Raw genomic sequence first — 24,792 nt, 5'->3', positions numbered from 1 at the left:
ACCACCCCCCTTTATATGTTTTCTGCCGTCTGCGGCCCCGGGGCTTCGTGGCCGCCCCCCCCCCCCCCCCCCGGGGCCCCCCCCCCCCCCCCGGGGGCCGCCCCGAAGCATGACCGCCGCGCGCGGCCTCGTCGTCGGTGTGCTGAGCGCCGGGGTTGCCCTGGGCGTGGCCCACCTCGTGGCGGCACTGGTCGATCCGGCCGCCGACCCGGTGCTGGCAGTCGGCAGTGCCGCCGTGGACCTGGCACCGCAGCCGGTAAAGGCATTCGCTATCCGCGCCTTCGGCGCCAACGACAAGATCGCCCTCCTCGGCGGCGTCTACGCACTGTTGGCCCTGAGCGCGGTCCTGCTCGGCGCGGCGACGTTACGACGACGCCGTTACGGTCTGGCGGGCCTTGCCGCGTTCGCTGCCGTCGGTGTCGCAGCCGCCCTGTCCCGCCCGACGGCCACGCCGGTGGACGTCCTGCCGGTACTGGCGGGCACCGGCATCGGGATGGTCGCGATGCTGGTGGTGGCGCGCGCCGCTCGCACGTCCCCGGTTCCTGACTCGGGTCGGCCGCGGCTGCTCAACCGCCGTCAGTTTCTGGCCACGACGGCGGGGGCAGCGCTCGTCGCCGGCGCCACGGCAACCATCGGCCAGGCTGTCGGTGGCCGCAACGCCGCAGGCGCCCGTTCCCGCGCTGCGGTTCGCATACCGCCGCCGGCGCAACCCGCGCCGCCGCTACCCGGCGGCGTCTCCGCTGGCGTGGACGGGGTGTCGGCGTTCCTCACCCCCAACCGGGACTTCTACCGGGTCGACACCGCCCTCACCGTTCCGCAGGTCGACGTGCAGACCTGGCGGCTGACTCTGGATGGTGCTGTCGACCGGCCCCGTAGCTGGACATTCGACGACCTCCTCGCCCGCGGTGTGGTGGAGCGCGACATCACCCTCAACTGTGTCTCCAACGAGGTCGGCGGCCCCTACATCGGCACCGCCCGCTGGACGGGGATCCCGCTGGCGCCGCTGCTGCGCGAGGCGGGCATCCACGCCGGGCAGAACCAGCTCGTCAGCCGATCCGTGGAGGGCATGACCATCGGCACCCCGCTCGAGGCGATCCTCGACGGCCGCGACGCGCTCCTGGCCGTGGCCATGAACGGTGAACCCCTGCCCCTGGAGCACGGCTTTCCCGTCCGCATGCTCGTCCCCGGTCTCTACGGCTACGTCGGCGCCTGCAAGTGGCTCACCTCAATGCACGTGACCACCTTCGAGGCGTTCGATCCCTACTGGGTGCAGCGCGGGTGGGCCGCCGAGGCGCCCGTCAAGACCGCATCCCGCATCGACACCCCGAAACCCTTCGCCAAACGGCGCGCCGGCCCCGTCATGATCGCCGGTGTCGCCTGGGCGCAACGTCGCGGGATCACCGCCGTCGAGGTGCAGATCGACGACGGGCCGTGGCGGCAGGCCCGCCTCGCCGACGGCCCGTCACCAGACCTGTGGCGGCAGTGGACCTACCGCTGGGACGCCACCTCCGGCAGCCACACCCTCCGGGTACGGGCCACCGATGCCACCGGCGTCGCCCAGACCGACGAACGGGCCGAGCCCTTCCCGGACGGCGCGACCGGCTGGCACAGCACCACAGTCACCATCACCTGACCTGGTGCGTCCGACGGTCACCGTCCGGCCGGAAAGAAATCCGGGCCGGGACCAATCCGGTGCACGGGGGGCGACGAATCCCTCACGACAGCACCTGAGCATCGACGCCGCACCCAGGCGGAGACGGAGATTTGTCGTGAGATTGTCCCGAGCCCTGCTCGCCGTGCCAGCAGCAGCCCTGATCCTCGCCTTTCCGGGCGTCGCGCACGCCGACGAGAGCGTGCAGGTCCAGTTGCAGGACCTCAACGAGACCGGCGCGACCGGTACCGCCACGTTGACCGCCACGAGCGGCGGTGACCTGAAAGTCATGATCCGGTCGAAGGGCATGACGCCGAACTCGCCGCACGCCCAGCACGTGCACGGCGCGGCGAACGGCATGGACTTCCACTGCCCGGACAAGTCCGCCGACGCCAACGGCAACGGCTACGTCAGCACCGAAGAGGGCCTCAAGATGTACGGGGACATCTTCATCTCGCTGACCACCACCGGAGACACCACCAAGGCCAGCGGCCTGGCGGTGGACCGGATGCCGACGGCCGACGCCAAGGGCAACCTCAGTTACGAGCGCACCATCCCCGCCGCGGAACTGCCCAAGGGCACTATCGCGCACCTGAAGGACCTGCACCTCGTGCAGCACGGCATCGACGCCAACAAGAACGGCAAGTACGACATGGAAGCGCTCGGCGAGTCGACGTTCGCCAAGTCCGTCGGCGTCAACGGCATCCCCGCCGAGGCCACCGACCCCGCGACGTGCGGCATGGTCAGCGGCGCGGCCGCCGGCTCCGTACCCGCGGGTGGCGTCGCCACCGGCGACGGCAGCACCTCAGGTGGATCGCCGATGATGATCTACGCAGTGGGTGGCCTCGCGCTGCTCGGTGCCGCCGGTGCGGTGGCTGCGCGACGCCGGCTCGCCGGCGAGCGCTGAGCCGGCGGCGACAGTGCTGGACACCGGTGACACACCAGTGCCGGTCGGCCGTCGCCGGGGGCGCCACGCGCTCCTGGCGGCGGCCGGCATCCTCACCGTGACGGCGGCCCTGACGATCGGTGTCGCAGTCGCCAACCGGGGCGGCGATCCACCCCGACCCGACGCGTCCGCTGCGGCACCGGCCGCGAACGCGTCGCCTGCCCCGGCGACCAGGCCAGGTGAGTTGACCACGGGACCGCTGATGGCCGGCTCACCGCCGACCCGGGTGTCGATCCCGTCGCTGAAGGCCACCGCCGCCATCGTCGCCCTCGGCCTGCAGGCCGACGGCGCGATGCAGGTGCCGGACAGCGCCACCGACGTGGGCTGGTTCACCAAGGCGCCGACGCCCGGCGCTCTCGGCCCGGCCGTGCTGGCCGGGCACGTCAACTGGAAGGGCCGCCGTGGGACGTTCTTCGACCTGGGCAAGCTGTCTGTCGGCGCGGGGATCACCGTCGACCGTCAGGACGGCAGCACCGCGACGTTCACAGTCACCGGTGTGGAGCAGCATCCCAAGGACCGCTTCCCCACCGTCGAGGTGTACGGGGCGACCGACCACGCGGCGTTACGCCTGATCACCTGTGGCGGCGAGTTCGACGACACCACCCAGCACTACCGCGACAATGTCATCGTCTACGCGCGCCTCGCCCACGCTCATCCCGCCTAGACACGAGTGCGGCGGCACACCGAGCCGTCGACAGCACAGGGAGAGGACATGCCGAGAATGAGCGGTGACCCGGAACAGGGGCGGCGGTTGCGAGCGGTGCCGCCGGACACCGCGACCCCGCCGAACGCCGACGAGTTGCTGCCGCGGGTGGCGCGGGGCGACGAGGCGGCATTCGCCACGCTGTACGACGCCGTGGCGGGCAGGGTCCTCGGGCTGGCCCGGCGGGTCGTCCGCGATCCGGCGCAGGCGGAGGAGGTGACGCAGGAGGTGATGGTCGAGGTGTGGCGCACCGCCGGCCGCTTCGACGCCGGCCGGGGCTCCGCCTCGGCGTGGATCCTGACCATGGCGCACCGCCGCGCTGTGGACCGGGTGCGCTCCGAACAGGCCCACACCAACCGTGCCCTGCAGGTCGCCGCGACCGAGACACACGTCCCCTACGACGAGGTGGTCGAGGACGTCACGGCCCGGTTGGAACGGGAGCAGGTCCGCCGGTGCCTGGGCCGGTTGACGCCGGTGCAGCGGGAGTCGGTGACCCTGGCCTACTACGGCGGTCACACCTACCGAGAGGTCGCCGAGAAGTTGCAGACGCCGCTGCCGACGGTGAAGACGCGGATGCGCGACGGACTGATCCGGATGCGCGACTGCCTGGGCATCGAGATGGAGGGACGGGCATGAGCGCCGATGTTCACACCCTCGCTGGTGCGTACGTCCTGGACGCGGTCGACGACGTCGAGCGGGCCGCGTTCGAGCGGCACCTGGCCGAGTGCGAGCCGTGCCGCGTCGAGGTGGCCGAGTTGCGGGAGACCGTCGCCCGCCTCGCCGACGACACCGTCATCGAGGAGACTCCGCCGGGTCTGCGGGAGCGGACCCTCGCCCAGGCGGCCCGGACCCCGCAGCTGCGCCTCGGCGTCGCGGGCGCCGGCGGCAGACGGCAGCCAGGCAGGTGGCGACAGCTCACAGTGGCCGCCGCCGCAGCCGTCCTCGTGGCCGGCGGCGCGAGCGCTGTCACCTGGACCGTCAGCAACGATCGGATCAGCGACGAGCAGGCCAGCAGCGACCAGGCCCGGCAGATCGCCGCCGTTCTGGACGCCCCGGACGCCCGGGTGTTCGAGCGGTCGCTGCCGCCCGGTGGCGCCGCCACTGTGGTGGTCTCCCGTGACCGCGACCGGGGTGTGGTGCTGCTGCGTGACCTGCCCGCGCCCGGTGCCGGGCGGATCTACGAGCTCTGGCTCATCCGGGGCAGCGAGCCCCGCAAGGTGGGACAGCTCGCCGAGGGGGACAGGGGTTTGACCACTGTCATCGGCCCGGTCGGCGAGGCGGGCGTGTTCGGGGTGTCCAACGAGCCCGTCGGTGGTTCCGTTGCCCCCACGCAGATCGTGGGCACTGTCGAGCTGAGCTGAGCTGGGCCGGCCGCCGTCACACCAGCGGCCGGCCCAACCCCGGCCGCTTCCCGAGCCCTGGTGCTTCTGGTCACCCCACCCATCCGGACAGCGGACCGCTCCGAATCATTGGCATGGATGACGAGTTGCTCGCCGGCCGGTACCGCAGGCTCCTGCTGATCGGGGACACCGCGACCCCGGGACCCGTCTGGCTGGCACGCGACGAGCTGCTCGACCGGCACGTCGCGCTCAAACAGATCGCCCTGCCGGGATGGGTGAGCGACGCCGAGCGGTCCCGGTTGCGGGACAGAACGCTCGGGGAGGTACGCGGCCTGGCCGGTCTGGACCATCCGAGCGTGGTCGGGATGTGGGACGTGCTGAGCACCGACGGATATCTGTGGCTCGTGATGGAGCACGTAGCCGCCCGGCCCCTGTCCGAGGTGGTTGCCACCGATGGTCCGCTGGCACCGGTCGAGGTGGCGCGGGTCGGTCTGCACCTGATCTCCGCACTGGGTGCCGCCCACGCGAGGGGAGTGACGCATCGGGAGGTTCGGCCGCAGAACGTGCTGCTCGCCGACGACGGGCGGGTCATGCTCGGCGGATTTGGTCTGTCGCTCCTCGACATCCGGGATCCGGCGACAGTGACCGCGGCGAGCCTGTCGACGGTCCAGTACTCCGCACCGGAGCGTGCCCGCGACGGCAGGTCCACCCCCGCCACCGATCTGTGGGCCCTCGGCGCGACGCTCTACCTGGCAACGGAGGGCCGCCCCCCGTGGACTCGGCAGTCGACACTGGCCATGCTCGCCGCCCTGGCCACCGAGGCGCCGGACCGGATGACCGTCCTGCCACTCGAACCAGCGATCACCGGTCTTCTGCTGCGAAACCCCCGCCAACGCCTCTCCGCGCAGGAGGCCCGCGACCAGTTGGAGCGGGTTGCCGCGGCGACGCCCGTGCCGGCACCGCGAGCGCGCCGCTGGCCTGGTCTGCGCGCCACGTCGCGCCGTCGACCGCCGGCCGGCACGCCGACGGTTCCGGCCGCCGCGGACGCGATCACCACAATGGTCATTCCGGTCCTGGCGCCCCCCACCCGCGATCGGACCGGCTGGGCGTTCGCTGGCGCCGTGGTGGGCCTGCTGGCGGTAGTGGCCGTCGTCGTCACGGCAACCGGAGCCGTGATCGGCGGCTGGCGTGGCCAGGACAGCCTTCCGGCGGCCGAACCGGGCGGCGCGGCCGCCGGCCTGGTGGAGCCGCCCGGGACGGCACCGCCAGCCCACCCTTGCCTGGACGATGCCGCCGCCAGCGAGGCCGAGCCTCTGCAGGCGCTCGGCGCACCGCTGCCGTACGCCCTGCCGAACGGGTGGGCGTGGCACCAGGACCGCGCCGGCTTTCTGCTGGCGGTGCCCGCGGGATGGACCCGGCACACCGAGGGCGCACTGGTCTGCTTCCGTGACCCCGCCGAGGTGCGGGCCATCGCCATCGACCCCGCCGCCACAGCTTCCTCCGTACCGTCGAAGCGGTGGGAGGCCGCGGAGCGAGACGCGCTGACCACCGGGGCGCTGGCCGGCTACCAGAAGATCAGTATTGGGCCGGTCATCCGCCCGGGCGGCGCGGCGGAGTGGGAGTACACCTGCGACCAGGCGGGCGGTGTGCGGCTGCACGCCCGCCGGCTGCTGGTCAACGAGAGCAGGGCCCGCGCTTACAGCCTGTCCTGGATCACTCAGGACAGCCAGTGGCACCAGACCGAACCTCTCCAACGACTGGCCCTCGCGAGCATCCGGCTCGACTGACCCGGCGGTGGCCGGTCACACCGGTCGCCATCGCGGTGGAAACCGGAGAGTGGACCAGTGCGCGAGGGTGCGGATGAGGCCAGGACCGGAACAGCGATCCGGCTCAGGGCGTTGGCGCCCTGAGCCGGATCGATTCTGTAGCTGTCGGTCGTGCCGATCAGGTGACGTTGATGTCGCTGCACCACATGTAGGTCTGGTCCAGGTGCGACGCCCTCCAGAGCACGAACAGGATGTGGTTCCCGCTGCGCGACGGGAGCGAGACGTTGAACGAGATGTTCTGCGCCGGCGCGTAGCGCCCCGTCGTCGTGATCAGGTCGAGGTTGCCCCACCCGAGTTTCTGGGTGGATGGGTTGAACCCCTGCTTGGTGACGTAGACCTGGAAGTAGTCAGCGCCGTGGCTGGCCTGGTCGTACAGCTGGACCGTGAGGTTGCGGCTGACGGTGGTCGTCTTCCACGCCCCGGGCTGGTTGACGCTGTCGTTCCTGGACAGGGCGTTGCTGCACAGCTGCCCGTCCGGGGTACGAGCCTGGTACTGGCCGCCGAGGCCGTCGCGCAGCTGGCTCATCCAGTTCCACATCGTGTCGGGGTTGGCCTGGAACGCCCGCCAACACATGGGGTCCTGCGTCTGCATGGCGGGGTTCATGTGCTGGTTGCCCCAGGTCTTCCAGCACTGATAGGCGCGACTCATCGGGTTGATGATGGTGCCGTGGGCCTGGGCTGCCCCGGTGAAGGGCAGCATGCCGGCCACGATGGCGAACACCATGACGAATGCTCGCAGCGACCGACGGACTGGTGACCGGGATCGTCCGCCGGATCGATCGGACTTGAGTGAACGCACTGTTCATCCTCCGCTCATCGGGACTACAGATCAGAATGGGAACGCTCCCAAACCAACTGTTGCATCTATCGATGTAAATATCAACCGTTATCTATCTATGGTCGGATGTGGATCGAGCTGACCGGGCTGTCCGCAGCCGCCCCGGTTCGGATCAGGGTGGAGCGATGACCACGCCACCGGCTGCCCGGCATGGTCACAGGCCGGCTGCGGCGTCGTATCGGCGGCGCTGGTCGGCCATCTCCGACTCGGACAGCGCCTCCTTGAGCGCCAGATCCGCGTACTTGGGCGGGAGCATCTGCCGCACCCGGTCGGTGAACATGACCTCGGCGGTCGCCTCGACCACCTGGATGCCCGGAGGCTCGGTGGACATGTCCATGATCACGGGACCGGCCAGTTTGACCGCCACGTCCCAGGGGCGCTTCTGTTCGGCCACCCCGCAGAGGTGGAAGCCGTAGACCGTCTGCACGTCGGCGAGCGCGGTGGCCTCGGTCGGCTCGTAGCCGTAGACGCGGACCCCGCAGATCACCGCCGGCTTCGCCGTGCTGGCCGCCTGCTGGGCCCCGTGTCCGGCGTGGTTGTGCTGCCCCGGGTCCGCCTGTTCGAGCGTGGTACGCATCCGGGCGATGATCTGCGACTGCAGATCCGCCGGCTTCGCCTCCGGGCCGGCCCGGTTGACCAGTACGACAGTGCCGGCCGACACCACCAGCAAAATCACCGCTACCCACACGAAGCGGTTCCGGTACCAACCCGCGAAAGTCTCTCGGGAAATCATTGTTGCTTCTCACCTCGTCGCCGGTTCTGGTGCTGGCAGGCCGAATCGGACGCCCCCGGCGGGTCAGGCGTCGAGCGCGTCAGCCGTCGGGGACACGTGCCGGGGGTTACCTACGGCGGGCGAGAATGATTGCCCGGCAAGGTGCCCGCCGTCGTAGAGATGGCCCGGCGATCCGCCAGGCGCGCGTCCGCCAAGGCGGCGCGCTGCCGGCGCTGCGATGCTCCCGTGCTGGCCGTTCCCAGCGCGGTTGCCCCCGCGCTGCGGCGATATGAGCCATTCCAGCACGTCTGGATCGGCTTTGGCAACATCGACGGGCATCAGCGTGAATTCGGGCCGGTCACCCGCTCCAGTGGTTGAGGATCACCGCCCCCGCAATGCCGCCTCTGTGGCCGCGACGAAGCCATCGGGGTTGTCCAGCATGATGTTGTGGCCAGCCTCTGGTACGGCGACCACCCGCACGCCGGCATCGGTCAGGGCGCGCGCGCCTCTCGGCTCGTTGTCGGCCGGATGGAGGTATGTGCGCGGTACGGGCAGGTCGACCAGCAGCTCACGCATGGTGGGGGTGGTGGCGCGGCCGAGGTGGACCGCAGTGCGGTAAAGCGCCTCTGGGCCGGTGAGCCGCATCGTCGCCGCCCAGGCCGGGCCGACCCGGGTGAGGGTCTCGGACCGGCCGCCGCCGTGGACGAACTGCTCCTCCGTGTAGCGGGCGCCGATGCCCTCGCCCGGCGGCTGCGGGTCGAGGGTGGCGTCGACGAGGACCAGTGCGGAGACAAGGTGCGGATGGCGCGACGCCAGGACGATGGCGACGGCGCCGCCCATGCTGTGTGCGATCACCTGCGCGGCGCTGACCTTGGCTGCTGTCAACGCGGTAGCGAGGAGGTCGGCGTGCTCCTCAAGGGTGTACGAGGCGTCGACCGGCCGGTCGCTGATGCCGTGCCCGAGCAGATCCATCAGCAGGCTGCGTCGTCCGGCGAGGGTGGGGTTCGTGGCCACCGCCGCGTAGTACGCCGGTGAGGAGGCGCCGAGCCCGTGCAGGTAGACCCGAGTGGGTTCGGTGCCGGGGAGTTCCACCCAGCGGATCGTCGTGCCATCTGGTCGAACCTGGGCGCCGCGCATCACATACCTCCTGACCCATACCTCGTGTTCGAGGTATCTCTTGGCCGAGGTAAGCTAACACGGTGTTGGAGTTCGCGATAATGGGCTTCCTGGCCGACGCCCCGCTGCACGGCTACGAGCTGCGCAGGCGCGTGGCCGCACTCACCGGCCACGTCCGGCCGATCGCGGACGGGACGCTGTATCCGACGATCAAACGCATGGAACGTGCGGGCCTGCTGCGCCGTGACGTGCAGGCTGGACAGATGGCGGCACCACGGCACGTGCTGACCCTGAGCCCGGCCGGCCAGGCGGAGTTGCTGCGTCAGCTCCGCGCACCCGACGAGCTGTTCATCACCGACGAGAACCGCTGGTTCACGCTGCTGGCCTTCCTGCGCCACCTCGACGACCCGGCGGCCCAGGGGGCCGTGCTGCGCCGGCGGCTGACTTTCCTCACCCAGCCGGCGAGCTTCTTCTGGGACGGCGACCGGCCACTACGCGCCAACGACTTCCCCGACGATCCCTTTCGCCGAGGACTGTTCCGCATCGCCACCGCCACCAGCCGCACGGAGATCGCCTGGCTGCGGGAAATGTTGACATCGCTCGCCCGATGACCACCGTCATCGGGGTCTTGCCAGCGGCATCCGAACGGATCGGCGGCGGGCGCAGCGGGGATCGGGATATGGTCCGGGGCACCCGATTTGCCGTGCTTAAGGGGAAACATGAGTCGCTTGCCGTACGTGAATCTGGCCGAGGCCCCGGCTCCGGTCCGCAAGGCGCTGCAGGCCGCGCTTCCCCTGAGCTTCTTCCGCGTCATGGCCCACGCCGAGACGGCGTTTCCGGAGTGGATGCGCTGGGGCGGCACGCTGCTCACGGACCTGGCCCTCGACCCACTGCTCCGCGAAATCGCGATCCTGCGAGTTGCCCAGTTGAGCGACGTGCCATACGAGTGGGCTCAGCACGAGCCCATCGCCCGCTCCGTCGGCGTCACGGACGAGATGATCCACGCGCTCGGGCGCGACCAGATCGGCGACGACTGCTTCACGTCAGACCAGCGGATCGTCCTGCGTTTCACGACCGACGTCGTCCGCGACGTCCGCCCGCCCGACGACACCACCGCCGCACTGATCGGGCTGCTGTCCCCGCGTGAGGTGGTTGAACTCCTGATGGTGATCGGGCAGTACATGATGATCGCCCGGATCGCGGCGGTAACGGACCTGGAAGTCGACAAGCCGATGGGCGCCGCCGTTTACGGTGCGCGGCCCTGACTAATGTCATGAGTACCTGTGCGCCCCGCATCGAAGGTGATGACTAAGCGCACTGGAGCCCACCACGTCCCGTCGATGAGACTCGATTCAACGCCGGAACAGCCGGCCGAGTTCGAGGGGCGGCGAGACGGTGGACGAACGCTACGACAGCTACTGCGCCGCGGATCGGCTGTTCTACGACTCGCTCGGCAGCGCCGTCGCCCAGCCCGTCTTCCCGGCCGCCGAACGGCCGACGCCGACCGGCTGGCGCCGCGAGCCCCTCGACGACTGGCTGATCTACGGCCCCGACGGCGGTTCGCTGCCGCAGCAGGGCTGGAAGATCCACGTTTCGGCCGGTCTGGCGAACGCCGAGCGGGTGCTGGACGCGGTCTGGAACTACTGCGTCCCCCGCAGCCTGTCCTTCAAGTTCCTGCGCGGGCCGCGCACGCTGCTGCTGCGCAATTCCAAGTACGCCGCCCGGGCCGCCAGCGGCAAGTTCATCACTGTCTATCCGCGCGACGACGCGGAGCTGGAGCTGGCCTGCAAGGAGCTCGACGAACTGCTCACCGGCGAGACCGGGCCGTACATCCTCAGTGATCTGCGCTACGGCACCGGCCCGGTCTACGTGCGCTACGGAGGCTTCGCCGCCCGCTACTGCCACTCAGCCGACGGCCAGGTGGTTCCGGCGATCGAGGACGACTCCGGCACGCTGGTGCCGGACCGCCGGGAGCCCGTCTTCCACGTGCCGTCCTGGGTCACCCTGCCCGACTTCCTCGGCCCGCACCTGGCCGCCCGCAACGACACCAGCACCAACGAGGTGCCGTACCGGATCGAGCGGGTGATCCACTTCTCGAACGGCGGCGGCCTGTACGTGGGCAGGGACCTGCGTACCGACACCGAGGTGGTGCTGAAGGAGGCCCGACCGCACGCCGGCCTGGACGCCGACGGCACCGACGCCGTCGCCCGGCTGGCCCGCGAGGCGCAGGCCCTACGGCAACTCGCCGACCTTCCGCAGGTGCCCCGGGTACACGACGAGTTCGCCCTCGGCGAGCACCGGTTCCTCGCGCTCGAGTTCATCGAGGGCCGACCGCTGAACAAGGTGCTTGTCGACAGGTACCCGCTGATCGACGCCGACGCGACAGACGACGACCGGGCGGCGTACGCCCAGTGGGCCCGCCAGACCTACGAACAGGTCGAATCCGTCGTGACGGCGATCCACGAGCGCGGCCTGGTCTACGGGGACCTGCACCTGTTCAACATCATGATCCGGCCGGACGACCGGGTCGCCCTGGTGGACTTCGAGGTGGCCGCCCCGATCGCCGGGCACCGCCGACCCGGGCTGCGCAACCAGGGCTTCGCGGCACCGAGGGACCGCAGCGGGCCGGCGGTCGACCGGTACGCCCTGGCGTGCCTGCGGCTGGCACTGTTCCTGCCACTGACCCAGCTGGTCCGGCTCGCCCCGGCGAAGGTCACTCACCTGGCCGACATCATCGCCGCGAACTTCCCGGTGCCGAGGTCCTTCCTCGATCCGGCGGTCGAGGAGATCACCGGTGAGCCGCGCGTCGCCGCGAACCCGCAAAGGGCTCTCGGCGCGGATGACTGGCGCACCACGCGGGACCGACTGACGACGGCGATCGTGGCCAGCGCCACCCCCGAGCGCGACGACCGGCTCTTTCCCGGTGACATCGAGCAGTTCCGCAGCGGCGGTCTCAACCTCGCCCACGGGGCGGCGGGAGTGCTGTACGCGCTCGACAAGAGCGGCGCCGGACGGTGGCCCGAGCACGAGGACTGGCTGGTGCGGCGGGCGACAGCGCCCCCGTCCGGCACCCGCTGCGGCTTCTACGACGGGCTACACGGTGTCGCGTACGCACTCGAGCACCTCGGACGCCGGCAGGACGCGCTGGACGTTCTCGACATCTGCCTGCGGGAACCCCTGGACGGGCTCGACCACAGCCTGGCCAGCGGACTGTCCGGGATCGCGCTCAACCTGGCCGAGCTGGCCGCACGCACCGGGGAGGTGTCGCTGCGCGAGGCCGCGTGGCGGGCCGCCGAGCGGGTGATCGGGCAGCTCGCCGACGACCCGGGCCCGGACGTCAGCGGCGGACGTAACCCGTACGCCGGGCTGTTGCGCGGCCGGACCGGACCGGCGCTGATGCTGTTGCGGCTCTACGAGCTCAGCGGCGACGCCGAACTGTTGGGGCACACCGCGACGGCGCTGCGTCAGGATCTGCGCCGGTGTGTGCTGCGTCCGGACGGTGCCCTGGAGGTCAATGAGGGCTGGCGCACCATGCCCTATCTGGCCCACGGCAGTGTCGGTATCGGGTTGGTCCTCGACCAGTACCTGCGCCACCGGGCCGACGAACGGTTCGCCGAGGCGAGCGCGGGGGTCCGCCGCGCGGCGCGCTCACCGTTCTACGCACAGTCCGGGCTCTTCACCGGCCGGGCCGGCATCATCGCCTACCTCGCCGCCTCGACCGACGACGCCGACCGCAGCGAACTCCGCGCGCAGGTGGACCGGCTGGCCTGGCACGCGCTGCCGTACCGGGAGGGGACCGCATTCCCCGGTGAGCAGTTGCTGCGGCTCTCCATGGACTTCGGCACCGGCACCGCCGGCGTGCTGTACGCGCTGGCCAGCGCGCAGCACGACCAGCCGCCGGCGCTGCCCTTCCTCGCGCCCCTGCCGGGCGCGAACAGACTCCCCCGCGACAGCGGGGGCGACCAGTTCGGCGAACGGATGGAAGGGAGGTGAACGACATGGCACTTCTGGACCTCCAGGGCCTGGAGATGGCTCCGGCCGACCGCACCGGTGGCGGTAGCCGGGCGAGCCTGCTGCTCTGCGGCGACAGCTCGCTCTCCGTCACGACCTGCAACTGATCCACGCACACGTGGGGCCCTGGGTGGGTAGACGTGCCCACCCAGGGCAACCGCGTACCAACGGGAGGACCGATGCCGACGTTCGCCGTGGGTGACAGGCTGCTGCGGCAGACGGTCCTGGCGGGCGGCGGCTGGACCGCCGGACTCGCAGCGGTCGCGTTGCTCGGCGCGGCCGCCGAACTGTTGCTACCCGCGGCCCTCGGCCGCGCCGTCGACGCCGCCCTCGCCGGCGGCTCCGGCTGGTGGGCGGTGTCCGCCTGCGCCCTTGTCGTCGTCCTCATCTGCGTCGACACCCTGACGGACCTGGCCAGCGGGTTCGGCGCGGCGCGTGCCACCGCCGGACTGCGCCGGCGCCTACTGCGTCACCTGTTCGCCATGGACGTCCGCGCCACCCGCCGGCACCCGGTGGGTGATCTCGTCGGCCGGTTGGTCGGCCAGGCTGCCGACGCGGGACAGGCCGGCAACGCCACGGTCCTGACCATCGTGGCGGTGCTTCCGCCGCTCGGCAGCGTCGTCGCGCTCACCATCATGGAACCGGTCCTCGGGGTCACCCTGCTCGCCGGTCTCGGCCTGCTCGCCGTCCTCATGCGCGCCTTCGTGGCCGACGCCTCGGCCGCGACCGCCGGCTACCAACGGGTGCTCGGCAGCATCGCCGGCCGACTGCTGGAGTCGTTGACCGGTGCCCGGACCATCGCCGCCGCCGGCACCATCCGTCGCGAGGAGGATCGGGTGCTGGCGGCCCTACCGGAGCTGGACCGGCACGGCCGGCGTACCTGGGCACTGCTGGCCCGGGCGAGTGCGCGCACCTCGGCCGTGGCGCCGCTGCTGAACCTGAGCGTCATCGCGGTCGGCGGGTACGCCTTGACCGCAGGCTGGCTCACACCGGGTGAACTGGTTGCGGCAGTCCGGTACGCGGCAATGGGCGCCGGGCTCGGTGCAGTGCTCGCCACCCTGAACCACCTAGTCCGCAGCCGCGCGGGAGCACACCGGGTCGCCGAGGTGCTGACGCAGCCCGCCGCACCGGCAGGTGATCGGCCCCTTCCACCCGGCGGCGGCGCCCTGCGACTGCGCGGGGTGTGCGTGTACGCCGACGACGGCCGGCCCATCCTGGACGGCGTCGACCTGGACGTGCCGGCCGGCGCCACAGTGGCCGTCGTCGGAGCGTCCGGTGCCGGCAAGTCGACGGTGGCGGCCGTGGCGGGACGGTTGTACGACCCCGACAGCGGTGACGTGCGACTGGACGGGGTGCCGCTGCGGGACCTCGAGGCGGTGGCGCTGCGCCGGGCCGTCGGCTACGCCTTCGACCGGCCGGTGCTGATCGGCGCCACCGTCCACGACGCGATCGGCCTGGCACTGCCTGTCGACTCGGCGGCGCCGCCGGCCGATCGAAGCCCGGCCACACCGGCCGTTCTGCGGGCGGCCCGGATGGCGGCGGTCGCCGACGTGATCGACCGGCTGCCCGGCGGTTACCGCACCCCGCTGGTGGACACACCGCTCTCCGGGGGCGAGACCCAACGCCTCGGCCTGGCCCGCGCGTTCGCCGCCGAACGGCTGCTCATCCTGGACGACGCGACGTCCAGCCTCGACACCGCCACCGAACATCGGATCACCGAGGCGGTTCTCGGGCACGCCGGGGGGCGTACCCGACTGGTGGTCACCCACCGGAGCGCGGCGGCCGCGGCGGCCGATCTCGTCGCCTGGCTGGACGGCGGCCGGGTGCGCGGCCTGGCGCCGCACCGGCACCTGTGGGCCGACCCGGATTACCGTGCCGTCTTCCAGCCGGCCGGCGGTGGGTCGTGAGCCGTGCCGGCGTACGCCGGGTGACCTGGCGGGCGCTGCGGGCCCGGCGGCGTGAGCTCGCCGGGCTCGGCGGCTGGTCGCTTGTCGAGTCGCTGCCCGCGCTGCTCGCCGGCTACCTGGTGGCCCGTGCCGTCGACGAGGGCTTTCTGGCCGGACGTCTCCTCAACGGCCTGGCCTGGTTGGGGGTCCTCGCGGTGGCCGTACTGGTCGGCGCGGCGGCCACCGGTCGGACGTACCGGAGCCTCGGCGCCGTGGTCGAGCCGTTCCGCGACGAGGTGGCCGCTCAGGTGATCAGGGGCGCGTTACGTGACGCCACCACTGCGGGTGGCCGTCCCGACAGCGCCGCCGTGACCCGGCTGACCCATCAGATGGAGATCATCCGCGACACCTTCGCCGGTCTGCTGATGGTGACCCGCGGGTTCCTCTTCTCCGCTGGCGCGGCAGTGCTCGGCCTGCTCGCCCTGGCGCCGGTGGTGGCGGCGCTGGCGGTCGCGCCGCTGGTCGCCGGTCTGGTCGTGTTTCTCGCCGCGCTGCCGGCGATGGTCACGCACCAGCGCGCCTACGTCCGGGCCGGTGAACAGCTCGGCCAGTCGTCGGCGACCGCGCTGGCCGGTCACCGCGACGTGCTGGCGTGCGGCGCACAGACACGCGTGACGGCGGAGGTGGCACGGTGGGTGTCGGAGCAGGCCGCCGCCGAACGCATGCTCGCCCGGATGGCGGCGATCCGCAGCCTCAGCCTCGGCATCGGCGGCTGGCTGCCACTGCTAGTGCTGATGGTGACCGCCCCGTGGCTGGTCGAGCGTGGTCTCACCGCCGGCGCGGTGCTGGGGGCGCTGATCTACGTCTCCACCGGGCTGCAGCCCGCGCTGCACACATTGGTGCAGGGCCTCGGCGGCGGCGGGCTCCGTTACGCGGTGACCCTGGAGAACATCCTGCGCACCTGTCCGGTCTCCGACGACCAGCGCCCGCCAGCCCTCGCCGCCGGGACGCCCCACCGTCGACCACCCGCCGGTCCGGCCGATCGTCCACCAGCTATCGAGGTACGGGGACTGACCTTCGGCTACGGCCCGCGCGCCCGGCCCGTCCTGCAGAACTTCTCGCTGACGCTGAACGACCGGGACCATCTCGCCGTGGTGGGCCCGAGCGGTGCGGGCAAGTCCACACTGGCCGCCCTGATGGCCGGTCTGGTGCCGCCGCAGGCAGGCACGGTCCACCTGGCCGGCATGCCGGTCGCCGAGGCTGAGCCGGCCGTTCTCGCCCGGATGCGAGTGCTGGTGCCCCAGGAGGCGTACGTCTTCACCGGCAGTCTCGCCGACAACCTCCGCTACCTCCGGCCGGACGCCGACGATGACACGCTGGAGGTCGCCCTGGACGCGCTCGGTGCGCGTCCCCTGGCGACCCGCCTGGGCGGCCTGGGCGCGCCGGTCGCGCCGGCCCTGCTCTCCGCCGGCGAGCGGCAGCTCATCGCGGCGGTCCGGGCCTGGCTGGCACCCGCCCCGTTGGTGGTCCTCGACGAGGCGACCTGTCACCTGGACCCGGTGCTGGAAGCGACGGTCGAGGCCGCCTTCGCCCGGCGGCCCGGCAGCCTGGTGGTGATCGCGCACCGGATCAGTTCCGCGCTGCGGGCCGGTCGGGTGCTGGTCCTTGACGGCGACGAGCCCGTGGTGGGGACGCACGAACAGTTGTTGGCCCGCTCGGCCACCTACCGGGCGCTCGTCGGCTGCTGGGACGACTCGATGGTGCCGTCCCCGGCGGCGTCGACGCGGCGAGGCTGACCCTGCGGCCGCGCCGACGGCGCCGGTCAGATCCAGCCCGCCTCGCCGGCCATCCGCACGGCCTCCACCCGGGTACGCGCGCCCACCTTGCGGGCGATCCGTCCGAGGTGATTGCGGACGGTGCCACGGGTGAGCCCGAGCGACACCGCCACCTCCGCGACCGGCGCCCCTGCGGCCGTCAGCCTCAACACCTCCGTCTCGCGGCTGGTCAGTGGGCCGTCCGAGTGCAGCGCCGCGACGACGAGATCCGCGTCGAGCACTGGCTCCCGGCGGGCGAGCCGGCGGATCCCGTCGATGACCCGCTGGGGGGCGGCGTCACTGCGCAGGATGCCGACCGCCCTGGTCGGGCACAGCATGCCTCGCAGCCGCCGGGCCCGATGGGGGTGGGCCAGCACCAGGACGGGGCACTTGCCGAGGCGGTCGGGATCGACCTGCTCGACGAGATCGAGGTCGGCCACCACGACGTCGGGGCATTGAGCGTGGACGGCCGCGGAGACCGCGTCGCCGCTATCCACCTCCGCCACGACGCGGATGTCCTCCTCGGCGGCGAGGACGAACGACAGCGCGCCCAGAACCAGGGCACCGTCCAAGGCGAGCAAGGTACGGATCACGATGAACCTTCCCGCACTCCGATGGTGATCACACAACGTCAACATTCAAACACGCATCCGGTGGGGCCGCACGGCGACAAGGGCGGGTCGGTCATCTTCACCGGACCCGCCCTCGACGGTCACAGCCAGCCGTTACGCCGCGCGCGTGACACCGCCTCCAACCGGTTGCGGGCTCCGGTCTTGCGCAGAATCACCGACAGGTGATTGCGCACCGTTCCGTGTGCCAGGTAGAGGCGGACGGCGATCTCCTTCAGTGGCAGCCCTTCGGCTGCCATTCGCAGCACGTCCATCTCCCGAGGCGTCAACGGCATCTCCGGGGGACTCAGCACCGCGATCGCCGCGGCCGGGTCGATCGCCCGTTCCCCGGCCGCGAGCGCGCGGATCGCGCGCACCAGCTCGGCCAGCGAACAGTCCTTCCCGACCAGGCCGCGCGCGCCGGCTGCCAGCGCCGCCTCCACCAACGCCGGACTCCACCGAGGGCTCATCGCCAACACGGCGGCGTGCGGCGCCTCGACGTCGATCCGGGCGACCACCTCCACCGGGTCGGGCAGCTCCGGTGTCAGTGCCAGCACCACCACCTGTGGTCGGCACCGCCGGACCACAGTCAACAGTTCACCGACACCATCGACGTCGGCGACCACCTCCATGTCCTCCTCGCGTGACAGCGCGGCGCAGAGCGCCCCGCGGAGCAAACCCATGTCCTCGGCGACAACAACGTGGATCACCACGTTTTCTCCGATCTCCGGTATGCGCCACGACGGCCACCGATCCCGGAACGTCCACGGGTTGGTCCGGGCGTCGTGCGCTACAGACGTGTGGGCATCGGCCCGCGGCATCGTCGCGGCGGACGGGCGCGGGCACTGATCGACCGACCAGTGGGTGGAGCAGGCCGCTCGGGCCAGCAACCGCTGTCGGTCGAAAGGCCTCAGCCTGGGCGGGCGATCGCAGACGGAGTTCGGCTCTCGACCAGAAGCGGCACGAGATCGCAGGATTGCCCGGCATCGCGGGGCGAATGCCGGTCGAGCGGTCGGACCAGCCCTGGTGCAGGCGTCGATCCGTTGTCAATGCCGGCGGCGTCCTGGTCGGCGGGTGCGACGGGCTCACCGGTAAGCACAGCCGGCGCGGCCACCGGTGCCGGACGGGCGGCGAGGTGCCCCGTCGGGGCCGTGTCCCACGCGGGGCCGACGACGGACATCGGCGGTGGCGCGGCCGGGGCCGGCGGCGCTGCGACGCGTACGGGGGTCAGCGCCGGACCTGCCGGTGGCATCGGAACTGTCAGCACGGGAGCTGGCTCGGTCACCGGCACGGCGGTCGGCCCGAGCGCTGGAGGAGCGGGCAGCGCAGGCGTCACCGCCGGAACGATCACCGGGCAGAGAGGGGGTGGTAGAACGGCATCGGCGACCCGGAGGAGCCCCAAGACGACGGGCCTGATCGGCACCGCGCTCACGATGTCGACGACGTGCGGCAGGGGAGCGGTGATCAGGCCCAACACTGGTAGATCGCCTGGTCCGCGCGGCGCGGGTGGCCTGGGTGCGACGGTGGCTGGCTTAACTGGTGGATCGGCGGGCGGCTGCGTCAGCCCGACACGATGAGCCGCACGGGCTACGGCGGTCGGCCGGAGCTTTTCGCGCTCTCTCGCCGAGCCGGGTGAAACGGGTGCGCCGAGCCTCGACGCAGCCGTCGACAGTCGAGGCTCCGTCGAGGGTGGCTTGTCGCGGGGGCCGGTGGCGACACCGGTCGGTCCTGCCAGCGGGGTACGGGGCCCGGGGCGACGACTGTCGTCGGCAGTCGCGGCTCGTTGGCGGTCCTGGTTGGGGCGCTCGGCGATCGTGAGCCGCGCGACCGACTCGACCAGAGCGCTGATCCTCCGATGAGGCTCGTCACCGGACCCGCTGCGCATCCCGTCGGCGGCGGCCGGCCCCTGAAACAGGGTAGCCACGACGAAACCGGCCCCGACGGCGGCCGCGATCAGCACCAGCCGCCGGGCGAGCCTACGCAGCCGGCCGGCCGCAAGCGGCGCGGATCGGCCCGGCGCAGACGCCGACGCGGTCTCGGTGACGGGACTTCGCACGCGAGCACGACCCCTTCCCTCTGGATTGCTGACCCATCGTAGCGATGTGCTCACGTAATCGCATCCGGTGATGGGAGCGCTCCTAGGCAGGATGTCACCGCACCACGTCTGCTGTGGAGGCTGGCTGGCCGCCACCGGCTGCTCAGTGATCGGCGAACCGGTCATTCGCCGTGCGGCCGGGTGGGCACATCCGCCGGTCCGTCCGGCACCGGCCCGTCCGCGGCCACGACGGCAGGGTCACGGCCGACCAGCCTGGATCACCCCGGCCTGCCCGGCCCGAACGTTTCGGGCCGGGGAAGACCGCCTACGCGGGTGGCGGCGCGGTAGACCCTCGGACCCGCAGCGATGGGCTGATGACGATCCGGTGGGTGGGACGCTCGGGGTCGGCGAGCCGCTCGGCGACGAGACGCACGGCGGCTCGTCCGATCGAGCGTCGCGGCGGTCGGACCGCCGTCAGCGGCGGGCTGAAGAGACCGGCGACCTCGTCGTCGTACGCCACGATGGAGAGGTCGCCGGGAACGGACAGGTGTCGCTCCTCGCAGTGCTGCACCAGCGCTATCGCCTCGGCGTCAGCGTGCACCAGCAGCGCCGTCGTCCCGGTCGCCTGGCACTGGTCGAGGATGCCGTTGAGTACCGTGTCTCGCTCGGACGACCGTGCGCCGGGTACCACAGCCATCACCGCGGCCTCCGGGTCGAGGCCGCACTCGGTAGCGGCGTCGAGCCAGCCGCGCCGCACGTGCTGGCTGGTGGGGCTGTTGGCGTCGAGCACCAGGCCGACCTTGCGGTGTCCGAGCGAGGTGAGGTGACGCACCGCCATTGCCGCACCGAGCGCGTGGTCGGTGACCACCGACTCCAGGACCGCGTGATGGCTGCCTACCGTGGCGGTGCGTTCCAGCAGGACAACCGGGACGCCGACCTGGTCGAGCCACTCGATGGTGCGCTCGGCGGTCGGTGCGGCCATGCTCGGCGCGATGATCAGCGCGTCGACGCCCATCCGCCCCACCATGCGGGCCAGTTGCGGCTGGTCGTCCTCACTGTCGTAGGAGGAGCCGCGCAGAACCACCCGCATGTCCAGCTCGCGTGCGGCCCCCTCGACGCCGCGAGCCACGTCCGGCCAGTAATAGTCCAAGGAGGGCACGAGCATGCCGAGGGCGCGCCCGACCAGCGGGTCCGGGCCTGCGGCGGATGGCTCGTCGGCTGCCGGGACGTCGTCCGGCAGGATCAGGGCGACCCCACCGTGGACCCGGCGAACCAACCCTTCGGCGGCGAGATCGGCAATGTCGCGCCGGATGGTGACCGGCGCGGCACCGAGCACCTGGGACAGGTCAGAGATCCGCATCGAGCCGTCGCGTTGCAGAGCTGCCAACAGTTGCTGGCGGCGGGCGACCTGAAGCGGCCCTCGGGAGGCCTCCGCCGTGGCGACGAGGGGGCTGTCCTTGGTCATGGGGACCTCCGAGGAACGCTTCGTGCGGCGAAAGCTCTTGCATGGTGCGGGCCACCTCGCCGGCCGGGCCGAACGTGGTGATGTCGATCGTGAGCCGGATCGCGAGCCCGCCCCGGCCGCGTCGCGGCCAGAGGGCCTGCGAAGCGGTCTGCGCCGGTCATGGCTCCTCGGACTGATAGAGCGGCTGTGAACGATTCTGATCGTATCAGAGCGATTATGGCGGTCGAGGTTGCAGGCGAGAGCGCGGCAAGCGCCGTCGGCCGGACAGTAGGCGAGGTCGGGCCGACTTCGAGGCGCGTCGTGCGTTCTTTTGATCGAGTGTGTTCACATCGGTTTGGGAACGGCATTGACTTGCTCCTTTGTGAGCGTTTTACTTCGGAAACCCTGCGGATGCCTGCACGTCACATTCATGGGCAACCCCCCGCTCGCCACAGTCGACGGAGACCGATCGATGCGACAGGACCACGGATGACGTTCGGGACGACCGGCCGGGTGGCACCGGCGACGGACTCGGATGTCGCAACCGCCGCGACCTGGAGCCGGGATGACTGGTTGGCCCTCGCCGACTGGATGCTCGCCGCCGCCCGACCGTTCGCCTCACCCGGACACTCCCTCGTCACCTTCCCCGGGCCGGAGGGCGGTTACGGGCGGGCCGTCGACGGACTGGAGGGCTTCGCCCGCACCTTCCTGCTGGCCGGGTTCCGCATCGCGGGTGCCCGGGGAATGGGCTTGGACGAGCTGCTGGCCCGGTACACGGCAGGCATCACCGCCGGCACCGACCCGAGATCTCCAGACCGTTGGGTGCGCTTGGACGAGCACCCCCAGGCGAAGGTGGAGGCCGCCTCCATCGCGCTGGTCCTGGACATGACCCGCCCGTGGATCTGGGATCGACTGCCGTCCGTGGTGCGCGAGCGGGTAGTGGACTATCTGCGCCCGGCAGTCGGCGACGACACGTACCCACGGATCAACTGGGTCTGGTTCCGGCTGGTCGTACAGACGTTTCTGCGTTCGGTGGGCGGGCCGCACTCGCTCGACGAGATGAACGAGGACCTGACCACCCATGACGGCTTCGTCCGCGGGGACGGCTGGATGTCCGACGGGCCGGACCGCGCCTACGACCACTACGTGGGCTGGGCCCTGCACCTCTACCCGACGCTGTGGGCCCGGATGGCCGGCGCGGCGGACCTGGCCGAGCAGCGCCGCGAACGGGACCTGGCCGGCCTCGACCGCTTCCTGAGCGACGCGGTCGCGCTCGTGGGCGCCGACGGATCACCGTTGATCCAGGGGCGCAGCCTGACCTACCGCTTCGCCGCGGCGGCGCCGTTCTGGGTCGGTGCCATCGCCGGTGTGCCCTCGGTCAGCATCGGCCGGTTGCGTGGCGCGGCCACCCGCGTCGTGCGTCACTTCGTCGCCAACGGCGCCCTGGACGAACGAGGCCTGCTCACCCTCGGTTGGCACGGGCCGTGGCCGCGACTGGCGCAGTCGTACTCCGGGCCGGGCTCGCCGTACTGGGCCAGCAAGGGCCTGCTCGGCATCGCGCTACCCGCCGACCATCCGGTCTGGACGACTCCCCAGGAGCCGCTGCCGGTGGAGGAGCGGGACACGGTGCGGGCGATACGCGCGCCAGGCTGGCTGATCTCTGGCACCCGTGCCGACGGCATCGTCCGCGTCGTCAACCACGGCACCGACCACGCCGTCGAGGGTGCCACCGTCTCAGATTCCCCGCTCTACGCCCGACTGGGCTACTCCACGGCCACCACCCCGGTTCTCGACGACAGCGGCTGGGCCACTCCGCTCGACCAGTCCGTCACTCTCGTCGACGACGCGGGCCGGGTCACCCACCGCGCCGGCATGCGCCTGCTCACCGTCCACGTCGACACCGACGGCGTGGGCGTGGCCGGGTCACGTGCCCTCGCCCACTGGGTCGATCCGGATCCGGGTCAGCGCGACCACGGCGGCGGCCGCGTGGGCCGGTCCCGACCGGCCGGGCACCTCACTGTGTATTCGCTGGTCCGCGGCCCCTGGGAACTACGTCTGACCCGCGTCGACGACCTCGCCGACGGCGTCGAGGCGGCTGCGCTGAGGCTACGGATCGGCGGCTGGGCCATTGCCGGGGATGCGACGGTCACCGTCGACGGCGGCGTGGCGGTCGTGACCCGCGCCGACCTGACCAGCCGGCTCGACAGCATTCACGGCGGCGGCACGGCCGGCGTCACCGCCGTTGCGCACGGCGGGCCCCTGGCCGACGGACTGGTCGTGCCATGGCTGGACCACCCCGTTCGGCCGGGCGCATGGGCCGCCGCCTTCACCGAGCTGTCCAGGGTGCCGGTGGCCACGGCCGGGCAGGCATGCCGAGCCGTGCTCGACGAGGACGGCCGCGGCCTCCACCTGGCGGTCGACTGGCCCGACGGGATCAGCACGTCGACCCGTCTGGACACCGAGCATGCCAGGCCCACCAGGCGTCCTGGTAGCAGTGCGGGCCCGTTCGGGCCCCTTGACCCAAGGAGAGAGTGATGAAGCGTGCGATACCAGCCGTCATCAGCGCTGCGACGGCCCTGACGCTTGTTCTCGCCGGTTGCGGCGGCGGAGACGAGCCAGTCGACCCCAACGCCCCGGTGACGATCACCCTGGCTGGCTGGACTCTGTCGTCCACGCCCGAGTTCAAGACGCTCGCCGACGGCTTCAAGGCGACCCACCCGAACATGACGGTGGAGCTCAAGGAGTACGCCCCAGGCAACGACTACGACACCCAGATGATCACGGACCTGGCCGCCGGCACCGCCCCGGACGTCTACGTCATGAAGAACCTCAAGAACTTCTACACGTACCAGAGCGGTGGTCAGCTGCTCGACGTCTCCGACATCACCTCCGGTCTCGGCTCGAGCCCGGCGCTCGCGTCGTACCAGGTGGATGGCAAGGCGTACGCGGTGCCGTACCGGCAGGACTCGTGGGTGTTGTTCTACAACAAGGACCTGTTCGCGAAGGCGAAGGTGGCACCGCCGGACGGCAGTTGGACCTGGGACGACTACACCGCCGCGACGAAGCGACTGCACACCGGGCTGAAGGGGGCCGGCTCGAACGCGACCGGCGCGTACCAGCACACCTTCCAGTCGACAGTGCAGGGATTCGCGCTCGCCCAGACCCCCAACGCGGACCTGCTCTCCGGGGACTACGGCTACCTGAAGCCGTACTACGAGCGGTCACTTGACCTGCAGGCGGCCGGCGCGCAGCCGACCTTCGGCACCGCGAAAACCAACAAACTCACCTACCAGGCGCAGTTCGGCAAGCAGCAGTCGGCGATGCTGCTGATGGGCACCTGGTACGTGGCCACGCTGCTCAACCAGCGACAGAGCGGTGACGCAGACAAGTTCCAGTGGGGGTTGGCCCCGGCGCCGCAGTTCGACAAGTCCACCACCGGCACCTCCGCCACGCCTGTCACCTTCGGTGATCCGACCGGCCTGGGGATCAACCCGAAGATCAGCAAGTCCAAGACCGCCGCGGCCAAGGCATTCCTCCAGTACGCGGCCGGCCCGGACGCCGCCAAGGCGCTGGCCGGGATCGGCATCACCCCGGCCCAGGTCACCGACGCGGTCACCGCGACGCTGTTCGGGCTGGACGGCGTACCGCAGGACGACCTGTCGAAGTTCGCCTACGCCAAGCACACCATCAAGCCGGAGAACCCGGTGTCGAAGCACACCGCCGGCCTGCAGAACCTCCTCAACGAGACACACTCGGCGATCCTCTCCGACAGCAAGGGCGTCGACGCGGAGCTGAGCAAGGCGCAGGCCCGCGCCAAGAACGAGGTCCTCAACCAGTGAGCTGATGGCGGGTCCGGCGCGCC

At 71.4% G+C, this 24,792-nt stretch carries 20 protein-coding genes; 14 read left to right on the top strand and 6 right to left on the bottom strand.

Annotated features, from left to right (window positions below; all coding sequences use genetic code 11):
• The first annotated feature begins 109 nt into the window (after window positions 1-109).
• The 6 genes from AB0B98_RS03310 (at window position 110) to AB0B98_RS03285 (ending at window position 6,427) form a co-directional block, all read left to right on the top strand.
• Window positions 110-1,633, top strand: a complete 1,524-nt coding sequence (locus AB0B98_RS03310) for a molybdopterin-dependent oxidoreductase (protein ID WP_357360525.1) — start codon at window positions 110-112, stop codon at window positions 1,631-1,633.
• A 136-nt stretch (window positions 1,634-1,769) separates the two neighbouring features.
• On the top strand, window positions 1,770-2,558 hold the full coding sequence (locus AB0B98_RS03305; protein ID WP_357360523.1) for a hypothetical protein: 789 nt from the start codon (window positions 1,770-1,772) through the stop codon (window positions 2,556-2,558).
• Window positions 2,518-3,261: a class F sortase gene (locus AB0B98_RS03300; RefSeq protein WP_357360521.1), complete on the top strand. Its 744-nt coding sequence runs from the start codon at window positions 2,518-2,520 to the stop codon at window positions 3,259-3,261. The genes AB0B98_RS03305 and AB0B98_RS03300 overlap by 41 nt, the downstream gene beginning before the upstream one ends.
• A 48-nt stretch (window positions 3,262-3,309) precedes the next feature.
• Entirely contained in the window at window positions 3,310-3,936 is a 627-nt protein-coding gene (locus AB0B98_RS03295; RefSeq protein ID WP_357360519.1) for a sigma-70 family RNA polymerase sigma factor, read from the top strand.
• On the top strand, window positions 3,933-4,661 hold the full coding sequence (locus tag AB0B98_RS03290) for an anti-sigma factor (RefSeq protein WP_357360517.1): 729 nt from the start codon (window positions 3,933-3,935) through the stop codon (window positions 4,659-4,661). The genes AB0B98_RS03295 and AB0B98_RS03290 overlap by 4 nt, the downstream gene beginning before the upstream one ends.
• A gap of 113 nt (window positions 4,662-4,774) precedes the next feature.
• Window positions 4,775-6,427 carry a serine/threonine-protein kinase gene (locus tag AB0B98_RS03285; protein ID WP_357360515.1) on the top strand — a complete coding sequence of 551 codons (1,653 nt, stop codon included), beginning with the start codon at window positions 4,775-4,777 and terminating at the stop codon, window positions 6,425-6,427.
• 157 nt (window positions 6,428-6,584) lie between these two features.
• Here the strand turns inward: AB0B98_RS03285 and AB0B98_RS03280 are convergent, their stop codons facing one another.
• From AB0B98_RS03280 to AB0B98_RS03270, 3 genes are all read right to left on the bottom strand, one after another.
• A complete protein-coding gene (locus AB0B98_RS03280) occupies window positions 6,585-7,190 on the bottom strand; it encodes a lytic polysaccharide monooxygenase (RefSeq protein WP_357360513.1) in 606 nt (201 codons plus the stop codon).
• A gap of 268 nt (window positions 7,191-7,458) precedes the next feature.
• Entirely contained in the window at window positions 7,459-8,037 is a 579-nt protein-coding gene (locus AB0B98_RS03275) for a hypothetical protein (RefSeq protein ID WP_238667978.1), read from the bottom strand.
• Between the two features lie 360 nt (window positions 8,038-8,397).
• Window positions 8,398-9,153 carry an alpha/beta fold hydrolase gene (locus AB0B98_RS03270; protein ID WP_357360511.1) on the bottom strand — a complete coding sequence of 252 codons (756 nt, stop codon included), beginning with the start codon at window positions 9,151-9,153 and terminating at the stop codon, window positions 8,398-8,400.
• Window positions 9,154-9,215: 62 nt separating this feature from the next.
• Here AB0B98_RS03270 and AB0B98_RS03265 point away from each other — a divergent pair, with 62 nt between their 5' ends.
• From AB0B98_RS03265 to AB0B98_RS03240, 6 genes are all read left to right on the top strand, one after another.
• Window positions 9,216-9,743 (top strand): PadR family transcriptional regulator, encoded by a 528-nt coding sequence (locus tag AB0B98_RS03265; protein ID WP_357360509.1) that lies wholly within the window; start codon window positions 9,216-9,218, stop codon window positions 9,741-9,743.
• 126 nt (window positions 9,744-9,869) lie between these two features.
• Complete coding sequence (locus tag AB0B98_RS03260) at window positions 9,870-10,397, top strand: carboxymuconolactone decarboxylase family protein (protein WP_357360507.1); 528 nt, start codon at window positions 9,870-9,872, stop codon at window positions 10,395-10,397.
• A gap of 130 nt (window positions 10,398-10,527) precedes the next feature.
• Window positions 10,528-13,125, top strand: coding sequence for a class III lanthionine synthetase LanKC (gene lanKC, locus AB0B98_RS03255; protein WP_357360504.1), 2,598 nt, complete (start codon window positions 10,528-10,530; stop codon window positions 13,123-13,125).
• 5 nt (window positions 13,126-13,130) lie between these two features.
• Window positions 13,131-13,250 (top strand): SapB/AmfS family lanthipeptide, encoded by a 120-nt coding sequence (locus AB0B98_RS03250; protein WP_013734295.1) that lies wholly within the window; start codon window positions 13,131-13,133, stop codon window positions 13,248-13,250.
• Window positions 13,251-13,322: 72 nt separating this feature from the next.
• Entirely contained in the window at window positions 13,323-15,050 is a 1,728-nt protein-coding gene (locus tag AB0B98_RS03245) for an ABC transporter ATP-binding protein (RefSeq protein ID WP_357360502.1), read from the top strand.
• Window positions 15,047-16,825: an ATP-binding cassette domain-containing protein gene (locus AB0B98_RS03240; RefSeq protein WP_357360500.1), complete on the top strand. Its 1,779-nt coding sequence runs from the start codon at window positions 15,047-15,049 to the stop codon at window positions 16,823-16,825. Before AB0B98_RS03245 ends, AB0B98_RS03240 begins: the two co-directional genes overlap by 4 nt.
• A 26-nt stretch (window positions 16,826-16,851) precedes the next feature.
• On the opposite strand, the gene AB0B98_RS03235 is transcribed toward AB0B98_RS03240, so the two are convergent.
• The 3 genes from AB0B98_RS03235 to AB0B98_RS03225 form a co-directional block, all read right to left on the bottom strand.
• On the bottom strand, window positions 16,852-17,436 hold the full coding sequence (locus AB0B98_RS03235) for a response regulator transcription factor (protein ID WP_238667972.1): 585 nt from the start codon (window positions 17,434-17,436) through the stop codon (window positions 16,852-16,854).
• A gap of 119 nt (window positions 17,437-17,555) precedes the next feature.
• Window positions 17,556-18,164 carry a response regulator transcription factor gene (locus AB0B98_RS03230; RefSeq protein WP_238667971.1) on the bottom strand — a complete coding sequence of 203 codons (609 nt, stop codon included), beginning with the start codon at window positions 18,162-18,164 and terminating at the stop codon, window positions 17,556-17,558.
• Window positions 18,165-19,811: 1,647 nt separating this feature from the next.
• Window positions 19,812-20,951 (bottom strand): substrate-binding domain-containing protein, encoded by a 1,140-nt coding sequence (locus tag AB0B98_RS03225; protein WP_357360497.1) that lies wholly within the window; start codon window positions 20,949-20,951, stop codon window positions 19,812-19,814.
• A gap of 468 nt (window positions 20,952-21,419) precedes the next feature.
• Here AB0B98_RS03225 and AB0B98_RS03220 point away from each other — a divergent pair, with 468 nt between their 5' ends.
• Together AB0B98_RS03220 and AB0B98_RS03215 are read left to right on the top strand one after the other, a co-directional pair.
• Entirely contained in the window at window positions 21,420-23,465 is a 2,046-nt protein-coding gene (locus tag AB0B98_RS03220) for a DUF2264 domain-containing protein (protein WP_357360495.1), read from the top strand.
• Entirely contained in the window at window positions 23,465-24,769 is a 1,305-nt protein-coding gene (locus tag AB0B98_RS03215) for an extracellular solute-binding protein (protein ID WP_357360493.1), read from the top strand. The genes AB0B98_RS03220 and AB0B98_RS03215 overlap by 1 nt, the downstream gene beginning before the upstream one ends.
• Window positions 24,770-24,792: the final 23 nt, after the last annotated feature.

Origin of the sequence: Micromonospora sp. NPDC048947 (genome assembly GCF_040649495.1) — a bacterium.
GTDB lineage: Bacteria > Actinomycetota > Actinomycetes > Mycobacteriales > Micromonosporaceae > Micromonospora > Micromonospora alfalfae.
Note: the sequence above shows the minus strand (reverse complement) of the source record. Positions and strands in the feature narration are given on the sequence as shown.